The sequence below is a fragment of the Hyalangium ruber genome, from assembly GCF_034259325.1.
In the GTDB taxonomy this organism is placed as follows: domain Bacteria; phylum Myxococcota; class Myxococcia; order Myxococcales; family Myxococcaceae; genus Hyalangium_A; species Hyalangium_A rubrum.
Genome location: NZ_JAXIVS010000001.1, coordinates 420,940 through 445,033, shown reverse-complemented (window position 1 = coordinate 445,033; position 24,094 = coordinate 420,940). Strand labels below are relative to the sequence as shown.

Here is a 24,094-nt window from a genome sequence, read left to right as displayed (position 1 = left end):
GGAGGACTCCCTGAGTCAGGCGGCTGCGGGGGTCCCCCCGGGGACGGTGGAACTCCCCGCCTCGGGGATGAAGATCGCCACCGGTTGGCTCTTGCCCGGGACCGTGGCGGGAGGCGCCTCGCGCCAGTGGAAGGACTCACCCGCCTGCTCTCGGGTGCTGCGGGAGACCAGGACGGGGAGGCCCACCAGCTTCGTCAGCCGCTCGATGCGGCTGGCCAGGTTCACCGTGTCGCCGATGGCCGTGTACTCCAGTCGGCGGGTGGCCGAGCCGATGTTGCCCAGCACCACCGGTCCGGTGTGGACGCCCACGCCCATGCGCAGCCCTGGCTCGCCCCGGACGGCGCGCTCGGCGTTGACGGCCTCCAGCTCGCTCACCATGTCCAGCGCGCACTGCACGCCGCGCCGCGCGTGCTCCGCATCGGCGATGGGGGCGCCGAAGTACACCATGAGCGAGTCGCCGATGAACTTGTCCAGCGTGCCCCCGTGGCGGAACACCACCTCCACCATGCGGCCGTAGTACTCGTTGAGGATGGAGACCACCTGCTCGGGCGGCAGCCGCTCGCTCAGGGCGGTGAAGTCCCGGATGTCCGCGAACAGCATCGTCACGTCGCGCAGCTCCGGCGCCGTCTCGGAGGTGCCCAGGTCCTGCAGGCGCTCGGCCACCGCCGGGGAGAAGTAGCGGCCGAGCCGCGCGCGCTTGAGCTCCTCGCGCGTCACCGCCGTCAGCAGCGTGCGGATGCGCAGCACCAGGTGGTTGGCACCCGCGGCGCTCGCCGCCAGCACCACCACCGCGGTGATCTGCGCTCCCACGCCGATGCCGGCCTGTTGTTGCAGCAGCACCTCCGCGAGGGCCGCGCACGCCGTCACCGCCACCGTCACCACGCGGCGCAGGGAGAGGGTGGAGAGCAGCACCAGCGTCACGTAGATGCCCAGCGTGAAGCCGGCCACGCCTCCGGGCGAGGGCGACAGGGGCAGGGCCAGCGTCTGCAGCCAGAAGATGGCGGGCACGTCCATCACGGCCAGCGAGAGGCCGCCGAGGGGCGCCGCCTGCTTGAAGCGGTAGGCGGCCGCCAGCGCGAGCGCGGTGACCGTCCAGTACGCGGCGAAGGGGGTGGTGTAGATGGCCCAGTCGGCCAGAGCGCGCAGGAAGCCCAGGTAGAGGGTGACGCCGAAGATGGCGGACACCGCCAGGAAGCGCACCCAGGAGAGGCGGAGGACGTTACGCACTCGCTCCGAGCGGAGCGCCCGGGCGAGGGTCTCCTCCGTGCTGTGTCCTGTCCCGTGGTTCATCGCGCCAGGGCGCCCTCGTGCCGTGGGTCAACCGCGGCTGCACAGTCTGGCACGCCTGAGCGCCAATCGCACGTCACAGGTCGGGTGCGGTCGCTTGCCCGGCTGGGTGGGGGGCCCCGGCGGGGGGCGCGGTACGGAAAACCAACGCAGAGCGCGAAGCCATCCGTGAGGCTGGTAGGCAGGGCAAAGACTGGTTGTCGCTACTTCTGGAGCGTCAAGCGCGAGGGCGCTTCGTGGAGAATGCGCTCAGGGAGAGGTGCTTTCCGGTACGGACTCGAACCTGGCCCTGCACGGTCGGCGTCTGGCCGAAGAGTTCTTTCGCCTCATCATGTTCTGAGGGGAGCAGTGGATTGAGCCAGGTCAATCTCGAGAATGCGGAACTGGTGAATGAACGCATCGAGATCGGGCCCGATGTCGTCTATTTCCTCGGGCCGAATCTCACGCTTCGTGACTGCACCCTCGTGCTGAGGGGCGCCGCGCGAAACCTGATCATTCCCCAGGCGCGATTCATTGATTGCACCTTCGAGGCCCGGCGGGAGCTGAAGAACTTCCAGTGGCGTCATGCCCACTTGAAAGGATGCCGATTCACCGGGCGCTTCAGGGGCAACGACTTCGGCGAGTGGCCGTCCTCCCCGGGCGAGGCAAGCGTCGAGGGGTGCGACTTCGGTGAGGCGCAACTGGACGGGTGCCGGTTCTTGGGTGGAGACGTTCGCACGCTCCGCCTTCCGCGCTGGCCGTGCTTCACCCTCTTCGATCCTGTGCGCAGGTGGCGCGAGCTAAGCGCTCTGCAATGGCCTGGGGACATCGGTTCCATCGTGGTGGAAGGCTTCGCGGAGGAGCCTCCCTCGACCATGGCGCTTACGTTTTTCGCCCCGGAGCTCGCGAAGCGGCGCGGTACCACGCCGGAATCCATCAAGGCCGTGCTGGAGCAGTTGGACGGCGTGCATTACTAGGCAGGGGCGCTCTTAGGGCACAGGGGCCCTTGGGTGGTAGGCCGAGGTGGAACTCCGTAGGCTCGGGTAGGGCCCGAGGCATGGCGGGCGGGAGCGTTTTCGGGTACACGCCCGCGCGTGGCCATCTCCCCCAGGGCCCTTGCCGGGCTGCTCCGCGGGTCGCTGCTCGTTTCCCTCCTGGGGGTCGGGCTTGGGCTCGCATTGTTCGCCCTGGAGACCTGGCGGCTGCTCACCACCGGGGCCGTGGGCGTCGGCGTGGACGTGGAGGGCCCCTACGCGGCGCTCATGAACGCCATCCGGCCGCTGCTGCCAGGCCTGCTCACGCGTGTGGCGGTGGCCTACGCGGCCGCGGGCGCGGTGCTGGCGCTGGGCGCGGGCCTGCTGGCACGGGCCTGGGGACGCAAGGCGCTCGGGTGGGTGGTGCCGCACTGGCTCGTGCTGCTGGCGCTGTTGGCGTGGGACCGTGCCATCGCTCGCCCCGCGCTCTTCGATGATCTTCCCGCCTTGCGGCCCGTGCTGGGCTTTCTCGTGGACCATGGGCAACCCTGGCACCCGCGCGTCGCGGCGGGCCTGTGGCTCGCGCTGCACCTGGGCTTGCTCGCATGGCGCGCGCGCGAGCACCGGCGCGCCTTGGGAATGGCCGTGGGCGCAGCGGCGGCGGTGGGGCTGCTCGCGGCGTGGGGAGCCCGGCCACCGGCGGACGGAGAGAAGCATCCGCTCGTCGTCCTCATCGGAGTGGATGCCTTCCGCCCGGATCGGCTCCGTGCCCTCGGTGGAACGCGGGAAGTCGCCCCGCACCTCGAGCGCTTCGTGGAGGAGGGCGCCACGCTCTTCACCCGCGCGTACACGCCCATCGCCCAGACGGAGCCCGCGTGGCGCTCCCTGCTCACCGGGCGCTGGCCCCACCGCACTGGGGTGCGCTACTCGCTCACGGCCGAGTCGCGCTGGCAACAGGTGCCCACCTTCCCTCGACACTTCTCGGACGCGGGCTGGCACACCGTGTTCGCCACCGACTGCTCGCGCTTCCACGCGGAGGGGCCCGACTCCGGCTTCACCACGCGCCTCCAGCCACCGCGCGGCGCGGTGAACTTCCTGCTGGAGAAGCTGCGCTACCGCGCGCTGGGCCTCTTCGCGGACCACGCGCTGGGCGCCGCCTGGCTGCCCGAGTTCATCGACAACCGCGCCCTGGCCGGTCTGCATGATCCGGTGGGTTACGCCGACAGGCTCGCGGCGCGGCTCGTCACCGAGGCCCGGCAGGGGCCCACGCTGTTCGCCTTCCACGCCACCGCGGCGCACTTCCCAGGCGATCCCGTCTACCCCCACTACCGGCGCTTCGTGGCGCCCTCCGAGCCGCTCGAGCGCCGGCTGCGCATGCACTTCTCCCCCGTGTCGGCGGGGAGCACGGGCGGTTGGAACCGCGCCGGCGCCGAGGCGCTCTATGACGAGCTGCTCGCCCAGGCGGACGCGCAGGTGGGCCAGCTCTTCGACGCGCTGAAGCGTGCCGGGCGCTACGACGACGCGCTCATCGTCCTCTTCTCGGACCATGGCGAGAGCTTCCACGCCGACCGTCCGGACCTGGCGGGAGCGACGCCCGTCCACGGCGCCCGGCTCTCGGAGGAGGAGTACCGCGTGCTGCTGGCCGTGAAGCCCCCTCGCGGCACCTCCGCGCCCGCCCGGGTGGACACGCTGGTGCGGCTGGTGGACGTGGGGCCTACGCTGCTGGAGCTGTCCGGACTGCCCGCCCTGCCTGCCGACACGGACGGCGTGTCACTGGCACCGCTCCTGCGAGGCGAGCCCCTGCAGCCCCCTCCTTTATATGCGGAGACAGGCTTCACCCACGTGAGCCCGGAGGTGTTCGACGCGGAGCATTGGCCGGGCGCGCCCCGGGCCTTCGACACCTACCGCATCCGCGTCGACGGGGTGGTGGAGGTGGATGCCTCCGCGCACGACGCCATGGTGCGAGAGAAGGACCGAGGCGCCTTCGACGGGAAGCGCTGGCTGGTGGATCGCCCCCGCGCCGACGGCAGCGTGCAGCGCACCTGCGCGGGAGACTGCGCGGATGTCTCCTCGCTGGCAGCGTGGCTGGACGCGGTGCTGGCCCGGGCCCCGTGAGGCGTCGGCTGGGGTAGGGTGCGTCGCCATGACGACGAACTCCCAGAGCCTCCAGGAACGCTACGCCCCGCACAACTCCTGCTTCGGCTGCGGCCCCTCCAACTCCCAGGGCCTGCGCATCCGCAGCTGCGTGGAGGGAGACCTCGTGGTGGCCGAGTGGACGCCCGCCGAGCACCACCAGGCCTTCCCGGGCGTGCTCAACGGCGGAATCATCGGCGCGCTGCTGGACTGTCACTGCAACTGGACGGCGGCCTGGCACCTGATGAAGCAGAGCGGGCAGGACACGCCGCCCTGCACCGTCACCGCCGACTACAGCATCCAGCTCAAGCGCCCCACGCCCATGACCGGCCCGGTGCGCCTGGAGGCCCGGCCCGTGGAGATGAAGGAGGACCGCGCCGTCATCGAGGGCACGCTCACCGCCGGCGGCAAGGTGACGGCCACGTGCCGGGGCACCTTCGTGGCCGTGAAGCCGGGCCACCCCGCCTACCACCGCTGGTAGCCGCTCAAAACCGAGGGCCCCGGCGCCTCCACAGCGGGAGGCACGCGGGGCCCTTGGGGACTTCGCGCGTGGGGCGCGCTACTTGTTCATCGAGGCCAGCAGGTCGTGGTGGGCCGCGGTGGGGTTGGGCTGGCCCTTGTCGGCGATCTTGTGGACCTGACCGCCGATCTTCTCCTGCAGCATCATCAGACCGTCCAGCACCTGCTCGGGGCGCGGGGGGCAGCCGGGGATGTACACATCCACGGGGAGGATGCGGTCGATGCCCTGCAGCACCGCGTAGTTGTCGTAGAAGCCGCCCGAGGAGGCGCACACGCCGAAGGAGACCACCCACTTGGGCTCGGTCATCTGCTCGTAGACGCGCTTGAGGATGGGGGCCTGCTTCAGGTTGATGGTGCCCACCACCAGCAGCAGGTCCGCCTGGCGCGGCGAGAAGCGGGGGAACTCGGCGCCGAAGCGGGCGATGTCGTGCCGGCTGGCGGCCACGGACATGTACTCCATGCCGCAGCACGCGGTGGCGTAGGGGTAGGAGAACAGGGAGTACTTGCGAGCCCAGCCCAGGCCCTTGGACACCACGCGCTGCAGCCAGCTCATGGTCTCGTCGCGGCGGGTGGCGATTACGGGAGTGATGTCGGATTCAGCCATGGTGTTTTCAGCTCTCCCAGTCGAGAGCGCCCTTCTTCCACACGTAGATAAGGCCAACCACGAGCGTCGCCGCGAAAACCAGCATCTCCACGTAGCCGAACCAGCCGAGCGCCTGGAAGTTCACCGCCCAGGGGTACAGGAACACCGCTTCGACGTCGAACACGATGAAGAGCAGGGCGACCACGTAGAACTTCACCGCGAAGCGCTGGCGCGCCAGACCGCTCGACTCGGAGCCGGCCTCGAAGTTCATCGACTTCACGGCGCTCGGCCGCCGGGGGCCCAGCAGGCCAGCGAGCGTCGGGATGATCAGCGCGAGGACGCCGGACAGCAGCAGCACCACGGCCAGCGGCAGATAGGGCGTGAGGGGAGTGCTCATCGGCGGCGGACCATAGGGACAGGGCCCCGCGCTGTCAAAGGGAAACTCCGCCCGCTCCAAGGCTAACCCTTTGAGAAGACAGTAGAAAGACAGCGGGGGACAGGCCGCCGGCACAGGGAGCGCACAAGCACGCACGGCGCGTTTGACGCTCTTGGCTCCCGGGGCCTACCGTCGCACCCGTCTTATCTACGTCTGGAGCGCAGAATGTGGGGTCGGCTCAGTCTACGGTGGCAAGTGGCGCTGGCGGTGCTGGTGCCCACCATCGTCATTTCCGTCCTCAGCAATCTGTACTTCCCTCCGCGTCAGGCGGCGCTCGGACTGGAGCGGCTCAAGACCCAGGGCCGGGCCGTGGCGGTGTTGGCCCGGGATCAGGCGGACCGCCTCCTGGAGCCACCCTTGGAGCAATCCTCCGAGGGGGAGCGGGCCGAGAAGCTGCAGCAGTTCTTCGCCCAGGTGGAGACCGGCGGGAGCCTGGCGTTCCAGGCCGTGCTCGAGCCCAGCGGCACCCCGTTGGTCCACCGCGGCGCGGTGCCCCAGGGGCTCGGCATGGTGAAGGCCGACCCGGGGTGTGACGCGAAGCTCACCCCGGGCATGGTCCTGGTGCGCTGCGCCATGAAGGGTGGGCGCAGCTACGTGCTCGGCTATGAGACGGCGACCATCCACCAGGAGGTGCGCACCTTCCTGATGCCGAGCATCACCCTCGGCGTGGCGGTGGCGCTCCTGGGGCTGCTGCTGGCCTTCTTCATCGGCCGGGCCATCACCGAGCCGGTCTCGAAGATGACGGAGGCGGCGCGCGAGGTGGCCAAGGGCGACGTGTCCCGCAGCCAGCTGGATGTGTCCGCGGCGGGCGAGGTTCACCTGATGGCGCAGTCCTTCAGCGAGATGCTCAACACGCTGCGGGGCACCGTGGCCGAGCTCGTCTCGCGCACCGAGCAGCTCTCCAGCGCCTCGCGCGGGCTGACCGGAGCCTCGGCGGACCAGGAGCACGTCATCAGCCAGCAGGCCGCGTACGCGCAGCAGATCGCCGCGACGTTCGAGGAGCTGAGCCGCACCGCCGAGCAGATCTCCAGCTCCACCGAGGTGGTGGAGTCCAGCGCCCGGCGCACGCACGAGGCGGTGGCCGAGGCCATGGCCGTGGTGGCGCAGGTGGTGGCCGGCATCAACGACATCCGCATCGAGTCCAAGGGCGTGGCCGACGCCATCGTCGGGCTGAACCAGGACTTGCAGCAGGTGTCGAAGATCGCCCAGGTCATCAACCAGGTGGCGGAGCGCTCGGACCTGCTGGCGCTCAACGCGGCGCTGGAGGGCACCAAGGCGGGCGAGGTGGGCCGCGGCTTCTCGCTGGTGGCCGCGGAGATGCGCAAGCTGGCCGAGAACGTGTCGGCCTCGGCGCGGGACATCGCCCGCATCGTCGAGAAGGTGCAGGACTCGGGCGAGGAGGCCGCCAGCAAGGCCCGCGTGGGCATGGCCACCTCGGACCGCGGGGTGGAGGTGGCCGAGCAGGCCTCCTCGGTATTCGAACGGATCGTCGAGCTGGCGCGTGGCACCAGCGAGGCGGCGCGGCAGATCACCATCGCCACGCGCCAGCAGCGCCAGTCCAGCGAGCAGGCTGTGCAGGGGGCGCGCAACGTGGCCGAGCTGGTGAAGCAGGGCGTGGATGCCACTGGCCGCACTACCCGCATCGCCCAGGACCTGCAGGCGGTGGCCGAGGGGCTCACCGCGGTGACGGGCCGCTTCAAGGTCGCGCGCGATTAACTCGCGGCCTTACGGCTCCGGGCCCTCCTGATCCTTGTCCTTCGGCGCCAGCTGGTGGACCTTGGCCAGCAGCTCGGTGAGGGAGAAGGGCTTCTTGAGGAAGCCCTCCCAGGAGAAGTCCTTGCTCTTCACCGCCGGGGGGATCGCGCTCATGACGAGGATGGGCAACCGGGCGAACGTGTCCTGCTGGCGAATGGCCTTGATGGTCTCGTAGCCATTCATCACCGGCATCATGATGTCCACGATGGCCAGGTCCGGCCGGGTCTCCCGCAGGGACTTGAGGGCCTCACGGCCATTGGGACAGGTGAGGACCTTGTATCGCTCCTCCTCGAGGATGGCCTTCACCGCCTCGGCGATGTCCATCTCGTCATCCACCACGAGCACGGTCTTCATGACCGCCTCCGGCGCAGGAACCCGCCCTTCTTGGACTTCTTCTTCTTCTTGTCCTCTTCGCCCATGGGGGGAGAGAGGTTTTCCCCGGCCTTGTTCCCCGTCACGCGGGCGTGGCCGGTGAGGATGGCCTCGGCGCTCTCGAAGGTGTCGGCGACGTTGATGCCGTCGTCGGTGATGGAGAACTCGCGGATGCCGCTGTCGTACTGGCTCTCTCGCATCTTCATGATGGAGATGAGCCGGTAGAGCTGCGAGCGCAGCTCGACGTAGCGCAGCAGGATGATGTTCTCCACGTGGGCGGCCGCATCCGGCAGCGGGGCGTCCACACCCGGGCTGAGCAGGGGCGTCTCGTCCGAGTAGAGCGTGGTGGCGTCCAGCATGCGCAGCTGGTGCGAGAGGGCGGAGAAGAAGCGGCCGATGCGGTCCGGGTAGACGGCCGCGGACCGGAAGCCCGAGACACCGTCGATGAAGAGCCGCAGCCGCTGCACCTTGCGCTCATGGAGCCGCTCCAGCAGCCGCTCGGCCAGCGAGTCCATGTTGTGCTCCAGCGGGGGCTGCCATTGGATCTCGATGAGGCCCTTGGCCACGTACTTCTCGAGGTCGCCCATGCCCACGCCCTGGGCCTTCTCCATCAGCCGGGGCGGCGTCTCGTAGAAGCCGAAGTAGACGCCCGGCTGACCCTCTCGGGCGCCCTGGAGCAGGAAGTGGAGCCCCAGCAGCGTCTTGCCGGTGCCCGGGCTGCCCAGGAGCATGGTGGTGGAGCCCGAGAGCAGTCCACCGCGGAGCGAATCATCCAGGCGGGGAACGCCAAAGGGCATGCGGATGCGATCCTCGCGCCCCTTGGCCTCGGGGTTGGCGAACTGCACCTCCGTGCGCGGGTGGATGACGATGCCCCTGTCGGAGATCTCCACCTCGTGCCTGCCCAGCAGCGAGTCGCTGCCGCGGAACTTCAGCGCGACGAGCTCGCGCACCGCGCGCGGCCCCGACAGCCAGAGCGACAGCTCGAAGACGCCGTCCACCGCGGTGTTCTCCGGGTGGACCTCGCCCTCATGGTGCGGGGACAGGAGGATGGTGGTGCAGCCCAGGATGCTGATGAACGTCTGCAAGTCCTGCAGGAAGCGCTTGAAGGTCAGATCCGAGCGGGCGTACTCCTTCGCCACGTCCATGCCGTCGATGATGAGCAGGCTGGCTTCATGGCGCTGGGCGGTGCGCCGCACCAGGTCCAGCAGGCCCTTGAGGCCGTCGCGCTCCAGATCGGAGTAGCCGCTGACGTAGTGCAGCTTGTCGGGGATGACGCTCGCATCGAAGAACTGCATCTCCTCGAGGTTGGCGAGCATCCGCGCGTGGGACTCCGACAGGAGCGTGACGTAGAGCGCCCGGCCGCCGCGGTGGACATGGTTGAAGGCGATCTGGTTGGCCAGCACCGTCTTGCCCGAGCCGGGAGGGCCAATGACCGCGTAGGAGGCCCCCTTCAGCAGGCCGCCCTTGGTGATGAAGTCCAGGCGCGGCACGTTGGTGATCAGCCGCTCCTGGCCGCTCTTGCGCTCCTTGCCGCCCTCGCCGCTTCCCTTCGCCACGGAGTTCTCTCCCTTAGTACCGCTCGGTCCGGCGCAGGGGCAGGTTTACCTGGAAGGTTGTCCCGTGCCCCAGCTCGCTCATGACGGTGATGGAGCCGCCATGTGCGGTAATGATTTCCTTCGCGATATACAAACCCAGCCCCAGGCTGTCGGACTGTCGGGTACTGGTCGCTCTCTCGAAGCGGCCGAAGATGCGGGCCTGATCCTCCGGAGCGATGCCGATGCCCTGGTCCTGCACGGTGAGCGCCGCCATGTCCGCCTGCTCCTCGACGCGCAGCCGCACGGGCTTGCCGCCGCCGTACTTGATGGCGTTGGTCAGCAGGTTGTTGAGCACCTGCTCCAGCCGCAGGCGGTCTCCGAAGAGGACGACTGGCTCCCGAGGCGCTTCGAGCACCAGCTCCACGCCCGAGGCCCTGGCGTGGGGCTCGAGGCGCAGGGCGACGTCCCGCGCCAGATCCATCAGCTCCACGGTGCCGACTTCCAGGTTCAGCCGCTGGCGGCTCAGGCGCGACACGTCCAGCAGCGCGTCGAGCAACTGCCGCATCCGATCGAGCTGGCGGACCGCCGGCTTGAGGGCCTTGTCGATGGTGGCCTTGGGCAGGGTGTCTCCCGTGCCACGCGCGGTGAGGTAGAGGGCGCGCTCGAGGTTGAGCCGCAGCGCCGTGAGCGGAGTCTTCAGCTCATGGGCCGCGATGGAGAGGAAGTCATCGCGCACGCGGATGGCCTCCTGGGCCCGGCGCTGCAGCCGCAGCAGCGCCTCGATGTTGGCCAGCAACTCCTCGTCCTCGATAGGCGTCGTCCAATAGGCGTCGGCGCCATAGGCCAGGCCGCGGATGCGGTCCTCGCGCTGGACGGAGACGGCCGACAGGTGGGCGATGAGCAGGCCGCTTGTCTCCTCCTGCGCGCGCAGGCGACGGCACACCTCGTAACCGTCCAGGTCGGGCAGGTGAACGTCGAGCAGGACGAGATCCGGCTTGCCGGCGGCGATGGCCATGCCCTCGCGTCCCGTGGAGGCCTCCAGCACCTGGTAGCCCGCGAGACGCAGCGTCTGGCTGACGAGGTAGAGGGTTGCGGGGTGGTCGTTGACGTTGAGGATGGTGGCCTTGGATTGGAGCCGCTCACCCGTTTGTCCAAGTACGTTCACAAGTCTTCCTGACAGGAAGAGTGGGGACCCTGATGCGGAAGCGGAATCCCGGCCGGTCGCTTCTCAGGCACGAAGTTTGCCATTCCCAGGGGAGAATGTTGGCTTCTCGCCAGAGGGGGTATGTCACGCCTGGGCCCGCGCGCGTAGCTTCTCGAACAGCTCGGGGGCCATGGAGGCGGTGCCCAGGTGGCGGCCCGGCGCCACCTTCTCGCCGTGGAAGTCGCTGCCGGCGGTGGGCACCAGGTCGAACTCCCTGGCCAGCGCCAGGTACTTCTCCCGCACGCTGGGGTTGTGGTCCGAGTGGTTGACCTCCAGCCCGGAGAGGCCCGCCCGGGCGAGGGTTTGAATCTCCATGCGGTTCATCTTCGAGGTGCCGGGGTGGGCGAGGGTGGCGGTGCCGCCCGCGTTGCGGATGAGCTGGATGGCATCCGCTCCGTCCAGCCGGAAGCGGTCCACCCAGGCGGGGCGCCCGTCCCCGAGGAACCGGTCGAAGGCCTCCTTCGTGTCCACGCACCAGCCCTTCTCCACCAGCACGCGCGCCAGGTGGGGACGGCCCAGGTGGGCCTTGTCGGCGATGGCATACACGTCCTGCATCCCCACCGGGAAGCCCAGCTTGCGCATCTTCTCGACCATCTGCTCCATGCGCTGCTCGCGCTCGGTGCGCAGGGTGTCTGCGAAGCGGGAGATGTCCGGGTCCTCGGGGCGCAGGAAGTGGCCGAGGATGTGGGCCTCCCGGCCCAGGACGAAGGCCGACAGCTCGATGCCGGGCACCAGCTCGAGGCCCCGCGCGAGCGCGGCTTGCTGGGCGGCGGCCAGCCCCGCCACGGTGTCGTGGTCCGTGACGGCCAGCACCTTCACCCCCGCGGCGGCGGCCATGGCCAGCAGCTCCTCGGGCGGGTGCTGTCCATCGCTCGCGGTGGTGTGGGAGTGGAGATCAATCACTGCGTGCTCCGGGGGTGGGGTGCGGGGACTGCCTTCCACCTTTCTACCCGAAGCTTTGTCCGGCGGGCACAACACCGGATCGACTGGCCAGCACTGAACCGTGAACTTCCGGAGTCTCGCCCCGGCGGGCGAGCCGGGCGTAGAGTCCGGGACACCTATGGCCAAGACGGACGACACCATCGAGAACCGGGTCTATCTCTTCGAGTCGCTGGCGAGCAGCTATGTGGCCGCCGCCTCCGAGCAGCTCAGCTCCGACGACGAGCAGACACGCCAGCGGGCGCTGCGGGCGCTGGCGGAGCTGGCATATGTCTCCTGTGTCGTCGCGGACACCCAGCGCCTGTCGCCGGAGCAGGTGCGGGAGCGTGTGCTGGGCTCCTTCGAGCCGGAGCAGCCCCCGGAGGCCCGCCCCGGGCGCGGCAAGCGCCGCTAAGGCAGTGCTCCCCACGGCGCGTGGCCAGTGCTATAGCCGCGCGCCATGGCCAAGACCTCGAACCCCAAGAAGTCGCTGCGCGCCGCCTACTCGGGCGCGCGCAAGGCGGATCCGCGTCCCATCACCGGCAAGGAGAAGCCGGCCGAACTGCTCGCTCACGCCTTCAGCGCCTACGTCGGTCGCCAGGAGCGCACCGCCTTCGAGCTGATGACGAAGTCCGTCGAGCAGGACGCCTCCATCTTCCTCACGCTCTCGGGCGCCATGACGCCGGCGGGCCTGCACCAGAGCTGCCTGATTCCCCTCATCGAGAAGGGCGTCATCTCCGCGCTCACCACCACGGGCGCCAACCTCTACCACGACGCCCACCGCATCATCGGCCACGCCATCCGCGAGGTGAACCCCAACGCGGGCGACCTCCAGTACCGGCTGGCGCGCATCATCCGCATCTACGATCTCGGCTTCTGGGAGGAGGCGCTGCTGGACACGGATCGGCTCTTCTCGGCCATCATCCGCGGCCCCGAGTTCCAGAAGAAGATGACCACGCCCGAGTTCCACTACCTGCTGGGCAAGGCTGTGTACGGGATTGAGAAGCAGCTTGGGGTGAAGCAGCCCTCGCTGCTGAGCACCTGCTACAAGCACGCGGTGCCCATCTGGGTGGGCGCGGTGCAGGACGGCTCGATCTTCCTCAACGTCGTGAAGCTCAAGCGGCTGCTGGGCGCCGAGTTCAAGTTCGAGCTCGACATCAACGACGACGTGTACTCGATGGCGGCGATGCAGCACTTCTGCCGCCACAACGGCTCGAAGAAGCTGGCCATCTGGATCCTCGGCGGCGGCGTGCCCAAGAACTACACGCTGCAGGGCGAGCCGCTCCTGGACCAGATCCTCAACGTGCCCACCACGGGCTTCGACATCGACGTGCAGTTCTGCGTGGACCCGGTGGACAACGGGGCGCTGTCGAGCTGCCCGGCCGGCGAGGGCCACACCTGGGGCAAGGTGTCCGTGGAGGCGGTGGAGACGGGCTCGGTGTACGTCCACTGCGACGTGACGGCCGTCTTCCCGTGGCTCACGCACGCGCTGCTGTCCGAGCCGAAGAACAAGCGCAAGCCGATGCGGCTGATGGACAAGATGGGCGAGGCCATCGGCTTCCTGGACGCGGACGTGAAGAAGCGCCACAAGTCGCTGATGAAGACCCTGGACTGGAGCATCCAGGACGCGGAGCCCTCGTCGCCCGAGGACGCCGAGAAGCACGAGGCCTACGTTCGCTAGCGCGACCCACACAGGAGCACCGCCATGAGCCAGCCCTCTCAGCCCACCGGCGTGGTGATGAACGCCGCCACGGCCCCCGCCTTCAAGACCACGCTCGAGCACGGGCCCTCTGGCTCGCGCATCGCCACCGAGGCGCCCAAGGACAACGGGGGCACGGGCGCGTCGTTCTCCCCCACGGACCTGGTGGGGGCGGCGATCGCCTCGTGCGCGCTCACCACCATGTCCCTGGTGGCCTCGCGCGAGGGGCTGCCCTTTGGCGAGGCCCGGGCCAGCGTGGAGAAGCGGATGACGCCGCCGCCGCGCCGCATCGGCGAGCTGGTGCTGCGCATCGAGATGCCCGCGGGCCTGTCGCGGGCGCACCGGACCCGGCTGGAGCAGGCGGCCCATGAGTGCCCGGTGGCACGCAGCCTCCACCCGGATGTGAAGCTGCCCATCACCTTCCAGTATCCGGACGAGCCCCGCGAGGGCTGACGCGGCGATGGGCGAAGGGCCGGCGCGGTTGCGCTGGCCTCGCCCGCCTGCCTGTCCTCCAGGCGCGGGGGCCGGGTGTCGTGCGCCGTGTCCGGGGAATGCCGACCCTCGTGAGTGACGCTCGCTCGTGAGGGAGGCCATCCGTGGACGTGAAGCTGCTGGGCATCTACTTGAAGGACCATCTGGCCGGCTCGCGCTCGGGCATCGAGCTGGCCCGCCGCGCCGAGAGGGAGAACCAGGGCAACCCGGTCGGAGAGTACCTGGCGACGTTCCTGATGGAGCTGGAGCAGGATCGCTCGGTGCTGGAGCAGGTGGCGCGGGGCCTGGGCGTGTCCCGCGACATCCTCAAGGAGAGCGCGGCCTGGGTCATGGAGCGTGCGTCGCGGCTGAAGCTCAATGGCCGGCTGGTGAGCTACTCCCCGCTGAGCCGCATGATGGAGCTGGAGGGGCTGTGCATCGCGTCCCAGGGGCGGCTGTGCCTGTGGCGCGAGCTGGAGCGCCTGTCCCGGACGGAGCGGCGGTTGGCGGGCTTCGACTTCGCGGCCCTCATTGCCCGGACGGAGGCGCACATCAAGGCCCTGGACCGGCTACGGCTCCATGCGGCGGACGCGGCGTTCTCCAGCGCTCCGGTGCCGGACGACACCTCTCACGCCACTGTCCACTGAGCTCCCTAGGGAGCCCGGCGCCCCGAGGCGAGGTCGGCCTTGCAGGCCTCATCGAACTGCAGGCTCACCGCCTCGCCCCCGAGCAGCTCGCGCGCCACCTTGTCCAGGGACGAGGAGGTGTCGAAGGCCCAGAACATGACGCAGCGCTCGTTGCCGTCATGGCCGGGGTGCTCGGCGCTCTCGTGCGGCGCGGTCATGGCCAGCCCGGTGTTCACCAGCCCGAGCAGGTGGCCCAGCTCGTGGACCCACACGCCCTGCTCGACGGCCTCGCACACGCGGTCCCCCAGCGTGGCGCCGAGCCCGGAGCGGCACTGGCGCTCGATGGTCTCCTTGAACACGACCAGGTGCGTGCTGTCCCACGCCAGCCCCAGCACGGTGCCGCCCTTGTACTGCCCGTCGAGGAAGAGCACGTGCATCCGGATGTCGCCCGCCTCGCGACGCACGGAGAACGTGTTGCCGGCGAGCAGTCGGAGCTCGCTCTCGGTCCACTCGTAAGTGGAGCCCTTGCGCGGCAGCGCCAGCTGGTCGCGCGTCACGACGACACCCTGGGGCTTGTCCACCTCCGCCTTCAGGGTGGCCACCACGGCGCTCTCCACCGCGGTGCGAGGGGCGAACCCCTCGGTGGCGTCCACCTCGATGACGAGCCGCGTGTAGGGGCTCGCCTGGAGGTAGGCGGGGATGCGCGCGGCGCCCGTGGGCTCCGTGGGCGGCCCCGAGTTGGGACCGCCCGAACCGGAAGTCCCATCGCACGCCGTGAGGCTCAGCGCGGCGGCACTCAGGACGGAGCACAGGTGTCGCCGCGTCATGGCGCTCAGGTCCCCGTGGGGGGAGGGGTGATGCGCGGGGGCGCGCCCGCCTCGTGGGGAGGCACCAGCCGGAGCTGCCCCGGGTTGGCGGCGGCGAACTTCGCGTCCACGTCGCGCTCCAGGTACGTGTAGCCGGACAGGCCCTCCTCGTACATGCGCAGCAGCGTGCGCGACTCGTCCAGGCTGATGCGGCCCTGGCGCAGCGCCACCTCGGTGAACTTGCGCAGCCGCGCCACGAGATCGTCCTTGTTGTAGCTCACGTAGTGGAGCACCTCGGTGACGGTGTCACCCTCCACCACGTGGTCGATCAGGTAGCCCCCGTTGGGCGCCAGCGACACCTGCACGGCGTGCGTGTCGCCGAACAGGTTGTGCAGGTCCCCGAGGATCTCCTGGTAGGCGCCCACCAGGAAGATGCCCAGGTAGTAGTCCTCGTCGTTGAGCGGGTGCAGCTCGAGGGCGTCCTTCACCTCGCGCTTGTCGATGAAGTGCTCGATCTTCCCGTCCGAGTCGCAGGTGATGTCGGCCAGCACCGCGCGCCGGGTGGGCTTCTCGTTGTGCCGGTGGATGGGGATGACCGGGAAGAGCTGGTCGATGGCCCACGAGTCCGGCAGCGACTGGAACACGGAGAAGTTGCAGAAGTACGTGTCCGACAGCTGCTTCTCCAGCGAGTCGAGTTCCTCGGGGATCTCTCCCTGCTCCCGGGCGATCCGCATGATCTTGTGGCAGATGGCCCAGTAGATGTTCTCGGCCGCCACGCGCTGCTCCAGCGACAGGTGGCCCAGCGAGAACAGGGTGAGGCTCTCCTCCTTGGCGTCCTGCGCGTCGTGCCAGGACTCCAGCAGGTTCTTGTTCGTCACGTCCCGGAAGGTGCTCACCAGGTTGCGCACCACGGACTGAGACTTCTCGTCCACCTTGTCGGGCACCTGGGCCGGGTCGAACTCGCTGGTGCCCAGCACGTCCACCACCAGCACCGCGTGGTGCGCCACCACCGCGCGCCCCGACTCGGACACCAGCGTGGGGTGCGGCACGCCCGCGCGGTCACACGCCTCCATGACGCCGAACACCACGTCGTTGGCGTACTCCTCGGTGGTGTAGTTCATCGAGGAGGTGAAGTTGGTCTGCGAGCCGTCGTAGTCCACGCCCAGGCCGCCGCCCACGTCCAGGTACTTCAGCGCCGCGCCCTGGCGGGCCACCTCGACGTAGAAGCAGCCCACCTCGCGCAGCGCGTTCTTCACGTTGCGGATGTTGGAGATCTGGCTTCCCAGGTGGAAGTGCAGCAGCTCGAAGTGGGGCAGCAGCCCCGTCTCGCGCATGAAGCCGATGCAGTTCATCAGCTCCGAGGAGGTGAGCCCGAACTTGGAGCGGTCTCCGCCCGAGGCCTCCCACTTGCCCGCGCCGCGCGTGGACAGCTTCACCCGCACGCCCAGCCGGGGAGCGATGCCCGTCTTGCGGGCCACCTCGGCGATCAGCGGCAGCTCGCTGGGCTTCTCCACCACCAGGATGACCTTGCGGCCCAGGCGGGAGAAGAACAGCGCCGTCTCCACGTACTCCTCGTCCTTGTAGCCGTTGCAGATGACGAGCGCTTCCTCGCTGTCCTGCAGCGCCATGACGGCGAGCAGCTCCGGCTTGCTGCCGGCCTCCAGGCCGTAGTCGTAGTTCTTGCCCGTCTCGACGATGGTCTCCACCACGTACCGGTGCTGGTTCACCTTGATGGGGTACACGCCCCGGTACTGGCCCTTGTAGTTGTGCTCGGTGATGGCCTTCTTGAAGGCCTCATTGAGGTGGATGACGCGGTTGCGCAGCACGTCCGTGAAGCGGATCAGCAGGGGCAGGCCGATGCCGCGGCGCCGCACCTCGTCCACCAGCTCCTTCAGGTCCATGCTGGAACCCTGCGGCCCTTCCGGGTGGACGCACACATTGCCCTTCTCGTTGATGCCGAAGTAGGGGTTTCCCCAGTTGCGGATGCCGTACGTCTCGAGGGCGTCGGCGAGGGTCCAGCGGGACTGCGGTGGGGTGGTGATGGCCATCGGCTTCTCGGGGCCTCCAGGAGAGGGGGGTACGGTGCGGTTGATGCGCGTTCAACCGAGGGAACGCGCGCAACTATAAGGAAAGCGTCCCAGGTTCAACAGTCGACTGTTGGGAGAGCGACCAGGCAGGCGAGGCCTCGGCTCGCGAGGACGAATAGGTGGGCTCGGTGTCGGTTCATTCCTACCCTTCTGTCGACCACAGGAGGATGCGTGGACCGAAGGGGAGGGTACATGGAGTCGTCCGCACGCCGGGAAGACGGGCCGCTGCTCACGCCACGGCAGATCTTCGAGCGGTTGGATCGCTATGTCATCGGCCAGGAAGAGGCCAAGCGGGCGGTGGCCATCGCCGCCCACAACCACCTCAAGCGCGTCCAGGCCCGGCGCCTGCGCCGCACGTCGCTCATCAAGAAGTCGAACATCCTGCTCATCGGGCCCACGGGCAGCGGAAAGACGCACATCGCCCGGAACCTGGCGGAGATCCTCTCGGTGCCGTTCACCACGGTGGACGCCACCGAGTACACGGAGGCCGGCTACTACGGCAAGGACGTGGAGGTGATGGTCTCGGACCTGCTCTTCAAGGCCAACCACTCCATCGAGGACACCCAGCGGGGCATCATCTTCATCGACGAGGTGGACAAGATCGCCCGTCGCTCGCAGGGGGCGCGCAACGGCGCGGGCAGCCGGGACATCGGCGGCGAGGGCGTGCAGCAGGCGCTGCTCAAGCTCTTGGAGGGGCGCGAGGTGTTCGTGCCCATGAACGTCACCCAGGCATGGAACAAGAGCGACTTCGTGCAGGTGGACACGAAGGACATCCTCTTCATCTGCGCGGGCACGTTCTCGGACCTGCACGAGTACGGCGAGGGCGGCGGCCGGCCGGTGGGCTTCGGGGCCGAGGAGCTGGCCCGGAAGGTCCAGCGGCGCATCAGCGTCAAGCAGCTGGTGGACTTCGGCATGATGGCGGAGTTCCTCGGGCGCCTGCCGGTGATGGTGCAGCTGCAGGCGCTGGGAGAGAACGACCTGCTGCGCGTGCTGAGCGAGCCGCCGGACTCCATCCTGCGCGAGTTCCGCGAGCTGCTCTCCTACGACGAGATCGAGCTGGACTTCGCGGAGGAGGGGCTGCGCGAGGTGGTGCGCTTCTCGGTGGAGAAGGGGCTGGGGGCCCGTGGCCTGCGCTCCATCCTGGAGTTCGTGATGGCGGACGTGATGTTCGAGGCGCCCGAGCGCCGCCGCCGCCACCTGCGCGTGGACGCCGACTTCGTGCGCGCCCGGCTGCGCGGGCTGGACGCGGCCCAGCTCCACGCCTGAGCCACGGGGTGGAGGCCTAGCGGTCCGAGGCCCGGGAGGCGGCGCCCAGCCGGGCGGCGAAGGCCGGGTCCTGGATGAGCTGGAGGATGAGATCGCTCCGCAGCAGGGCGCGGCTGTCGCCCTGCTCGAGCGCCCTGCGGAGCGAGTCATCCTTGAGCGCGCGCTGGAAGCGCGGGTCCTGCCGCAGCGCCTTGTAGGCCGGGTCGTTCTGCAGCTGCGCGGCCCGGTTCGGGTCCGTGCTGGCCTGCACCACCCGGACGAAGTCCTTGATCGGCGCGAACTGCGTCATCTCGAAGAGGTTGTGGTTGCGCGCGAAGCCGAAGGCCCGCGAGTCCTTGGGCGACACGCCCACCCGCTTGCCCGCCACCACCACGTGCTGCTCCAGGAACGTCATCGCGCTCAGCAGCACGTAGGAGATGATGGCCACCTTCGCCCCGCCGATCACAAAGCCGATGACCTGGTCCGGTCCCCGGTTGTTCGGGTCCTTGCCAGTCATGAACCGCTGGAGCAGGGCCCCCACGGCGTAGCGCACCACCACCAGCGTGACGATGAAGAGCAGCACCGTGCCGAGCAGCACCCCGATGAGCTGGGGCGTGCCGAGCGATTCGGCGAGCTTCGGGCCTACCACCGAGCCCAGCTTCCGCGACACGAAGTAGGCCAGCGCCAGCCCCACCAGGTGGGCGATCTGCCGGGCCGCCCCGGTGATGGCGCCCACCACCGCGAAGAACAGCACCAGGCCGAGGATGACGAGATCGATGACCACTGCGGGGACCCCCTCCTACCGCGCGCTGCGTGTCACTTGATCTTGAAGCCCTCGCCCTTGGCCTTGGTCTCCTCGTTGATCTTCTTCTGAGCCTCGAGGAGCTTCTCCTTGTAGCGGGCGTTGGAGGGCTCGTACGTCATCGCCATCTTCAGGTTGCGCTCGGCCGAGGACCAGCGGCCGGCCTCCAGATCGGCGTGACCGAGCTGGTAGAACTGGCGCCCCTTGGGGTGGGTGCCGATCTGCTCCTCCTGCTCCTTCTTCACGGCCGCCTTGGTCTCGGCCTCGGAGGCGTCGGTGAAGCGCAGCTTCTGGGCGCGCTCCGGGCTGGCGATGTCCACCAGGTACTTCTTGCGCTTCGTGTCGTCGCGCAGGACGTAGTAGGCCTCGGTGACGCGCTTGTAGAGCTCGTTCACCTGATCCTTCAGCGCCTTGGACTCGAGCTGGTAGAAGCGATCGGGGTGGTAGGCGCGGCTGTCGCGGTAGAAGGCCTTCTTGATGTCCGACGGCGTGGCCTCGCGCGGGAGCTGGAGCACCTCGAAGTAGTCGAGCTGGTCCAGCTTCGCGCAGCGGGCCTCCAGCTCCGCGAGCTGGGTCGCGTCCATCGTGCCACGGCTCGCCGCCGCGGGTGGAGGAGGCGGGGTCGCCGCTGCCGGGGGCGCGGGGGGACGCTGGGCTGGAGGCGCGACACGCGCTCCACCGGGAACCGCCGGGGCCACGGGAGGCACTCCAGGGGCCATCGCGGCCGCGGGAGGCCGTGGGGGCGCGACCGGAGGCGCCATGGGCGCCACGCTTGGCGCCACGCCCTGAAGCGGGACCCTCGGGGCCGCCACGCCCGGAGGAGCCACTGGGACGGAGGGAATGGCGGGGATGCCCGAGCGCGAGGGGCGCTGGGCAGGCACCGGTGGCGCCGATGGGACGGAGGGAATGGCGGGGATGCCCGAGCGCGAGGGGCGCTGGGCCGCCACCGAGGGCGGAGCGGGAGGCACGCCCGGTGCGCCAGGGCGCTGGGCTCTGGGAGGCGTTCCCGGAGCGGGAGGGCGGGGCCCGGTGGGCGGCGTGGTGGCCAGCGCCGGCAGGGAGGACGTGGGCCGCACCAGGGGCCGCTGCTGAGCGGGCATGGCCTGCACGGGCGGCGGCGGAGGCTGCCCCATGGCGAGCACGGGCGGCGGGCGGGGCGGAGCGCCGGCGACTCCAGGAGGCGGAGCGCCCGTGGCCCCAGGAGGCGGCGTGCCAGGAGCCCCGGGAGGCGGCGTCGCGGGCCGAGGCGGCGCGGCCGGCGGCCCTCCGGCGACGGACACCGGGACGATGCCGGGGATGGTGGGCCGGTGAGCGGGGGCGGCGGGCGAGTTGGGGGTGGGCGCGCTCAGCGAGACGCCGGGGCCCGGCTGCGGCGTCACCGAGATGGGGGTGATGCCCTGGATCGTCGGCCGGCTGGCGACGGCGGGAGGCGGCGCGGGGGCCGCGACACCGGGCTGATAGGCCGCGGCGGGGATGGGGGGCATGCCGGGAACGGTGGGGCGCTCGGAGGCGGGGATCGCGGCGGGGACTCCGGCCACGGTGGGGCGGGAGCCCACGGGAATGACGCCGGGGCGAGCGCCCGGAGGTACCTGCCCCGGGGCAGGGGGAGGTTGGGCGATGGGCGCGCCAGGGACCTGGCGCGGCGCGGCCACTCCCGGCGGCGGAGGCGGGCGCGGCGCGGGGACAGGTGGCGCGGAGGGCGCACGTGGCGTGGCACCCACGGCGGGAATGGGCTGAGCGACGGGCACGGGGCGCTGCGGAGGGGCTCCGGGAGGCGCAGCGGCTCCGGGCGGCATGGCACGCGGCGGCACCGCGCCGGGCGTTCCGGGCGCGGGGGGCCGGGGCGCGGCGGCGGGAGCACCCGGACGCGCGGCCGCGGGGGCCACGGGCGGTCCAGGGGGCTTGCCGGTCTGATCAGGGGGTTGGGACATCGGCGGTGCCTGCTAGTCCTCTCAAGCCACGGAAGGGAGGTCGGCGCTGTGGCCGGAGAGCTGGATCTGCCGGGTGGCGTCGATCGAGCGCTGGATGTCGGCCTCCGACATGCCCGAGGACAGGGTGAGGGTGGTGGTCGTCTTCTGGCCCGTCTCCACGTCGCACGCGGACACGTTCACCATGCCGTTGGTGTCGATCTCGAACGTCACCTCGATCTTCACCTCGCCGCGGTAGCCGATGCGGAAGCCGGAGAACTCGAACTCGCCCAGCATCTCGCACTCGTCGGCGCGGTTGGACTCGCCCTGGTACACGCGGATCTTCACCTTCTCCTGGCCGTCGCGGCTGGTGGTGAACGTCTTCGAGCGGTCGATGGGCACCGGCGTGTTCTTGTCGATGACCTTCTCGGTGTAGCCGCCCACCGTGCCGATGCGCAGCGACAGCGGGGTGACGTCCACCAGGAACGTCTCGCCTCCGGCCTCCAGCAGCGCGTGCGCCTGCAGGCTGGCCCCGAGGGCCACCACCTGGTCCGGGTCCACGCCCTCCATGGGCTCCTTCTGGAAGTAGTGGCGCACGGAGTTGCGGATGATGGGCAGGCGCGTGGGGCCACCCACCAGAATCACCGCGTCGATGTCCGAGGCCGTCAGGCGCGCGCTCTGCAGCGCCTCGTCGCACACCTTGAAGGTGCGCTGCACCAGGTCCATCACCATGCGGTTGAACTGGTCCTGGTTGAGCTGCATCCGCAGGTCCATCACGTTGCCGTTGGCGTCCTGGCAGATGCCCTGGCAGAGGATCTCCGCGGTGCCGTACTGGCCCACGTCGATCTTCGCCCGCTCGGCGGAGTCCTTGAGCATCTGCAGGCAGTATTTGTTCTGGCGCAGATCCAGCCGCGTCTTGGCCAGGAAGTCCTCGGCCATCCACGTCATGATGCGGTCGTCGAAGTCATCGCCGCCCAGGTACGTGTCGCCCGCGGTGGAGAGCACCTCGAACACGTCCTTGCCGATCTCCAGGATGGAGACATCGAAGGTACCGCCGCCGAGGTCATAGACGACGACGCGCTGGTTGACGTCGCGCCCGAAGCCGTAGGCGAGCGCCGCGGCGGTGGGCTCGTTGAGGATGCGCAGGACTTCCATGCCGGCGATGCGGCCGGCGTCCTTGGTGGCCTGGCGCTGGTTGTCGTTGAAGTACGCGGGCACGGTGATGACCGCCTTGGTCACCTCGCGGCCCATGTACGTCTCGGCCACCGCCTTCATCTCCTTGAGCACCAGCGCGGAGATCTCCGGCAGCGAGTAGGTGTGGCCGCGCGCCTCGATGCGCACCGAGTTGTTGTCGCCCTCGACGATGCGGTAGGGCATCACCGCCTGGGCCTTCTTCACCTCGTCGGAGAAGAAATAGCGGCCGATGAGCCGCTTGGCCGAGTACACCGTGGCCTCGGGCGCGGCGATGATGTTCTTCTTGGCGGCGTTGCCCACCAGCACCGAGCCGTCGTCGAGGAACGACACGCACGAGGCATGGGTCATCTCTCCCCACTCGTTGGGGATGACCACCGGCTGACCGTCCTGGACCACAGCGACACATGAATACGAGGTGCCGAGGTCGATGCCGATCGCGATCTCGTCCGACATTCCGTCTCCGGTGAAGTCCTGCAGAAGCGCAGGGGCTCTCAAGCCCGTAAAGCGCGAGGATGTTACGCACCTCGTCGTGGGCCTGTCAAACCTTCTATCCTGCTAAATCCGAGCCATTTCAAGGGCTTAGCGAGGGGGCAAGGGACCTGGGGAACCTTGGTTGAGGGGGGGGGAAGCCGTCCTTATCTATTGGAGGGGCCACGGGGCTCATCAGGGGGTCGTCTTCCATGTCCGTTGTCCTGGCGGTGCTCTCATCCGATCCGAACCTGCTGCGGTGCGAGCTGACGCGGCTGAAGGGGCAGGTGGCCCTTCAGGGCGAGCCGCGGGCCAACGCGGTGGGGGTGGGCACCTACGCGGACGGGGAGGTGCTGCTGCGGCGCCTGGCGAGCGACGCGGGGTTGACCTTGGACTCGCTGCCCCCACCGCACGAGTCCGCGGCGCTGATCTTCCATGAGGGGCGGCTGCCGGTGGGCATGTCGCTGGAGGAGAACACGCAGCCCTTCCGGTCGAGGAACTGGCTGTTCGCGCACCAGGGGACCTTGAATGAGTTCGAGCGGCTGCGGGCCTCGCTGCTCTCGGAGCTGCCCGAGCACCTGCGGTGGCAGGTGAAGGGGGCAACGGACAGCGAGGTGGCGTTCGCGCACTTCCTGAAGCTGCTGCGGGACAAGGGGCGTACGGAGGACCCACGCTTGGAGGCGGAGGTGGCCGGAGCGCTCCTGGCGGAGACGGCGAGGGAACTGGAGCGCGCGGCGGCACGGGAGGGGGCGGCGCGGACCTCCACGCTGAACTTCGTGGCGACCAACGGGCACATCCTGGTGGCCACGCGCTCCGGCGAGGCCCCGCTCTTCTATACGCGGCTGGAGGGCACCGATCACTGCGAGGCGTGCGGCGTTACGCCGTCGATGCCGGAGACGCACCCGATGCTGATCGCCCACCGGCGCCACCGTGGGGTGGTGGTGGCCAGCCATGTGAAGCGGACGGCGGGCTGGGTGGAGCTGCCGCACGGCACGACGCTGGCGGTGAGCGAGGACTTGCAGGTGAGGCACCTGTCGGCGGTGTGAGAAGCGCCCGAGCACACGGAGGTGTCCCCTCGTTCGCCCGTCAATTCT

At 69.6% G+C, this 24,094-nt stretch carries 22 protein-coding genes and 1 pseudogene; 11 read left to right on the top strand and 12 right to left on the bottom strand.

Annotation, left to right across the window (positions count from 1 at the left end; all coding sequences use genetic code 11):
* Window positions 1–15 precede the first annotated feature (15 nt).
* On the bottom strand, window positions 16–1,227 hold the full coding sequence (locus SYV04_RS01895) for an adenylate/guanylate cyclase domain-containing protein (protein WP_321543828.1): 1,212 nt from the start codon (window positions 1,225–1,227) through the stop codon (window positions 16–18).
* A 203-nt stretch (window positions 1,228–1,430) separates the two neighbouring features.
* Between SYV04_RS01895 and SYV04_RS43875 the strand changes: the two are divergent.
* The 4 genes and pseudogenes from SYV04_RS43875 to SYV04_RS01880 form a co-directional block, all read left to right on the top strand.
* Window positions 1,431–1,627, top strand: a pseudogene (locus SYV04_RS43875) (AHH domain-containing protein); the annotation flags it as partial.
* A 13-nt stretch (window positions 1,628–1,640) separates the two neighbouring features.
* A complete protein-coding gene (locus SYV04_RS01890) occupies window positions 1,641–2,243 on the top strand; it encodes a pentapeptide repeat-containing protein (RefSeq protein ID WP_321543827.1) in 603 nt (200 codons plus the stop codon).
* Between the two features lie 201 nt (window positions 2,244–2,444).
* Entirely contained in the window at window positions 2,445–4,355 is a 1,911-nt protein-coding gene (locus SYV04_RS01885) for a sulfatase-like hydrolase/transferase (protein WP_321543826.1), read from the top strand.
* A 28-nt stretch (window positions 4,356–4,383) separates the two neighbouring features.
* Window positions 4,384–4,854, top strand: coding sequence for a PaaI family thioesterase (locus tag SYV04_RS01880; protein WP_321543825.1), 471 nt, complete (start codon window positions 4,384–4,386; stop codon window positions 4,852–4,854).
* 78 nt (window positions 4,855–4,932) lie between these two features.
* Here SYV04_RS01880 and SYV04_RS01875 read toward each other — a convergent pair whose 3' ends face one another.
* Both SYV04_RS01875 and SYV04_RS01870 read right to left on the bottom strand, forming a co-directional pair.
* On the bottom strand, window positions 4,933–5,496 hold the full coding sequence (locus SYV04_RS01875) for an NADH-quinone oxidoreductase subunit B (protein ID WP_321543824.1): 564 nt from the start codon (window positions 5,494–5,496) through the stop codon (window positions 4,933–4,935).
* 7 nt (window positions 5,497–5,503) lie between these two features.
* Complete coding sequence (locus SYV04_RS01870) at window positions 5,504–5,872, bottom strand: NADH-quinone oxidoreductase subunit A (protein ID WP_321543823.1); 369 nt, start codon at window positions 5,870–5,872, stop codon at window positions 5,504–5,506.
* A gap of 204 nt (window positions 5,873–6,076) precedes the next feature.
* On the opposite strand from SYV04_RS01870, the gene SYV04_RS01865 reads away from it, so the two are divergent.
* Complete coding sequence (locus SYV04_RS01865; RefSeq protein ID WP_321543822.1) at window positions 6,077–7,627, top strand: methyl-accepting chemotaxis protein; 1,551 nt, start codon at window positions 6,077–6,079, stop codon at window positions 7,625–7,627.
* 9 nt (window positions 7,628–7,636) lie between these two features.
* Here the strand turns inward: SYV04_RS01865 and SYV04_RS01860 are convergent, their stop codons facing one another.
* From SYV04_RS01860 to SYV04_RS01845, 4 genes are all read right to left on the bottom strand, one after another.
* Window positions 7,637–8,020: a response regulator gene (locus tag SYV04_RS01860; protein WP_321543821.1), complete on the bottom strand. Its 384-nt coding sequence runs from the start codon at window positions 8,018–8,020 to the stop codon at window positions 7,637–7,639.
* The gene (locus SYV04_RS01855; protein ID WP_321543820.1) at window positions 8,017–9,594 is read right to left on the bottom strand and encodes an ATPase domain-containing protein; all 1,578 of its coding nucleotides are present in this window, start codon (window positions 9,592–9,594) and stop codon (window positions 8,017–8,019) included. The genes SYV04_RS01860 and SYV04_RS01855 overlap by 4 nt, the downstream gene beginning before the upstream one ends.
* Window positions 9,595–9,607: 13 nt before the next feature.
* Entirely contained in the window at window positions 9,608–10,738 is a 1,131-nt protein-coding gene (locus SYV04_RS01850) for a hybrid sensor histidine kinase/response regulator (RefSeq protein ID WP_321543819.1), read from the bottom strand.
* A gap of 123 nt (window positions 10,739–10,861) precedes the next feature.
* Window positions 10,862–11,680, bottom strand: coding sequence for a PHP domain-containing protein (locus SYV04_RS01845; RefSeq protein ID WP_321543818.1), 819 nt, complete (start codon window positions 11,678–11,680; stop codon window positions 10,862–10,864).
* Between the two features lie 157 nt (window positions 11,681–11,837).
* Between SYV04_RS01845 and SYV04_RS01840 the strand changes: the two genes are divergently transcribed.
* The 4 genes from SYV04_RS01840 (at window position 11,838) to SYV04_RS01825 (ending at window position 14,512) form a co-directional block, all read left to right on the top strand.
* A complete protein-coding gene (locus tag SYV04_RS01840; RefSeq protein ID WP_321543817.1) occupies window positions 11,838–12,110 on the top strand; it encodes a hypothetical protein in 273 nt (90 codons plus the stop codon).
* 45 nt (window positions 12,111–12,155) lie between these two features.
* Entirely contained in the window at window positions 12,156–13,376 is a 1,221-nt protein-coding gene (locus SYV04_RS01835; RefSeq protein WP_321543816.1) for a deoxyhypusine synthase family protein, read from the top strand.
* A 24-nt stretch (window positions 13,377–13,400) separates the two neighbouring features.
* Window positions 13,401–13,847 carry an OsmC family protein gene (locus SYV04_RS01830; RefSeq protein ID WP_321543815.1) on the top strand — a complete coding sequence of 149 codons (447 nt, stop codon included), beginning with the start codon at window positions 13,401–13,403 and terminating at the stop codon, window positions 13,845–13,847.
* A 143-nt stretch (window positions 13,848–13,990) separates the two neighbouring features.
* On the top strand, window positions 13,991–14,512 hold the full coding sequence (locus tag SYV04_RS01825; protein WP_321543814.1) for a hypothetical protein: 522 nt from the start codon (window positions 13,991–13,993) through the stop codon (window positions 14,510–14,512).
* A gap of 5 nt (window positions 14,513–14,517) precedes the next feature.
* Here the strand turns inward: SYV04_RS01825 and SYV04_RS01820 are convergent, their stop codons facing one another.
* Together SYV04_RS01820 and speA are read right to left on the bottom strand one after the other, a co-directional pair.
* Window positions 14,518–15,318, bottom strand: coding sequence for a hypothetical protein (locus tag SYV04_RS01820; protein ID WP_321543813.1), 801 nt, complete (start codon window positions 15,316–15,318; stop codon window positions 14,518–14,520).
* A gap of 5 nt (window positions 15,319–15,323) precedes the next feature.
* Window positions 15,324–17,345, bottom strand: coding sequence for a biosynthetic arginine decarboxylase (gene speA, locus SYV04_RS01815; RefSeq protein WP_321543812.1), 2,022 nt, complete (start codon window positions 17,343–17,345; stop codon window positions 15,324–15,326).
* A gap of 231 nt (window positions 17,346–17,576) precedes the next feature.
* Between speA and clpX the strand changes: the two genes are divergently transcribed.
* Window positions 17,577–18,650 carry an ATP-dependent Clp protease ATP-binding subunit ClpX gene (gene clpX / locus SYV04_RS01810; protein ID WP_321543811.1) on the top strand — a complete coding sequence of 358 codons (1,074 nt, stop codon included), beginning with the start codon at window positions 17,577–17,579 and terminating at the stop codon, window positions 18,648–18,650.
* A 16-nt stretch (window positions 18,651–18,666) separates the two neighbouring features.
* Here clpX and SYV04_RS01805 read toward each other — a convergent pair whose 3' ends face one another.
* The 3 genes from SYV04_RS01805 to SYV04_RS01795 are packed head-to-tail and all read right to left on the bottom strand — an operon-like array spanning window position 18,667 to window position 22,985.
* Complete coding sequence (locus SYV04_RS01805; RefSeq protein WP_321543810.1) at window positions 18,667–19,413, bottom strand: CvpA family protein; 747 nt, start codon at window positions 19,411–19,413, stop codon at window positions 18,667–18,669.
* A 32-nt stretch (window positions 19,414–19,445) separates the two neighbouring features.
* On the bottom strand, window positions 19,446–21,362 hold the full coding sequence (locus tag SYV04_RS01800) for a J domain-containing protein (RefSeq protein WP_321543809.1): 1,917 nt from the start codon (window positions 21,360–21,362) through the stop codon (window positions 19,446–19,448).
* 21 nt (window positions 21,363–21,383) lie between these two features.
* Window positions 21,384–22,985: an Hsp70 family protein gene (locus tag SYV04_RS01795; RefSeq protein ID WP_321543808.1), complete on the bottom strand. Its 1,602-nt coding sequence runs from the start codon at window positions 22,983–22,985 to the stop codon at window positions 21,384–21,386.
* Window positions 22,986–23,212: 227 nt separating this feature from the next.
* Between SYV04_RS01795 and SYV04_RS01790 the strand changes: the two genes are divergently transcribed.
* Window positions 23,213–24,046: a class II glutamine amidotransferase gene (locus SYV04_RS01790; RefSeq protein ID WP_321543807.1), complete on the top strand. Its 834-nt coding sequence runs from the start codon at window positions 23,213–23,215 to the stop codon at window positions 24,044–24,046.
* The last annotated feature ends 48 nt before the right edge of the window (window positions 24,047–24,094 follow it).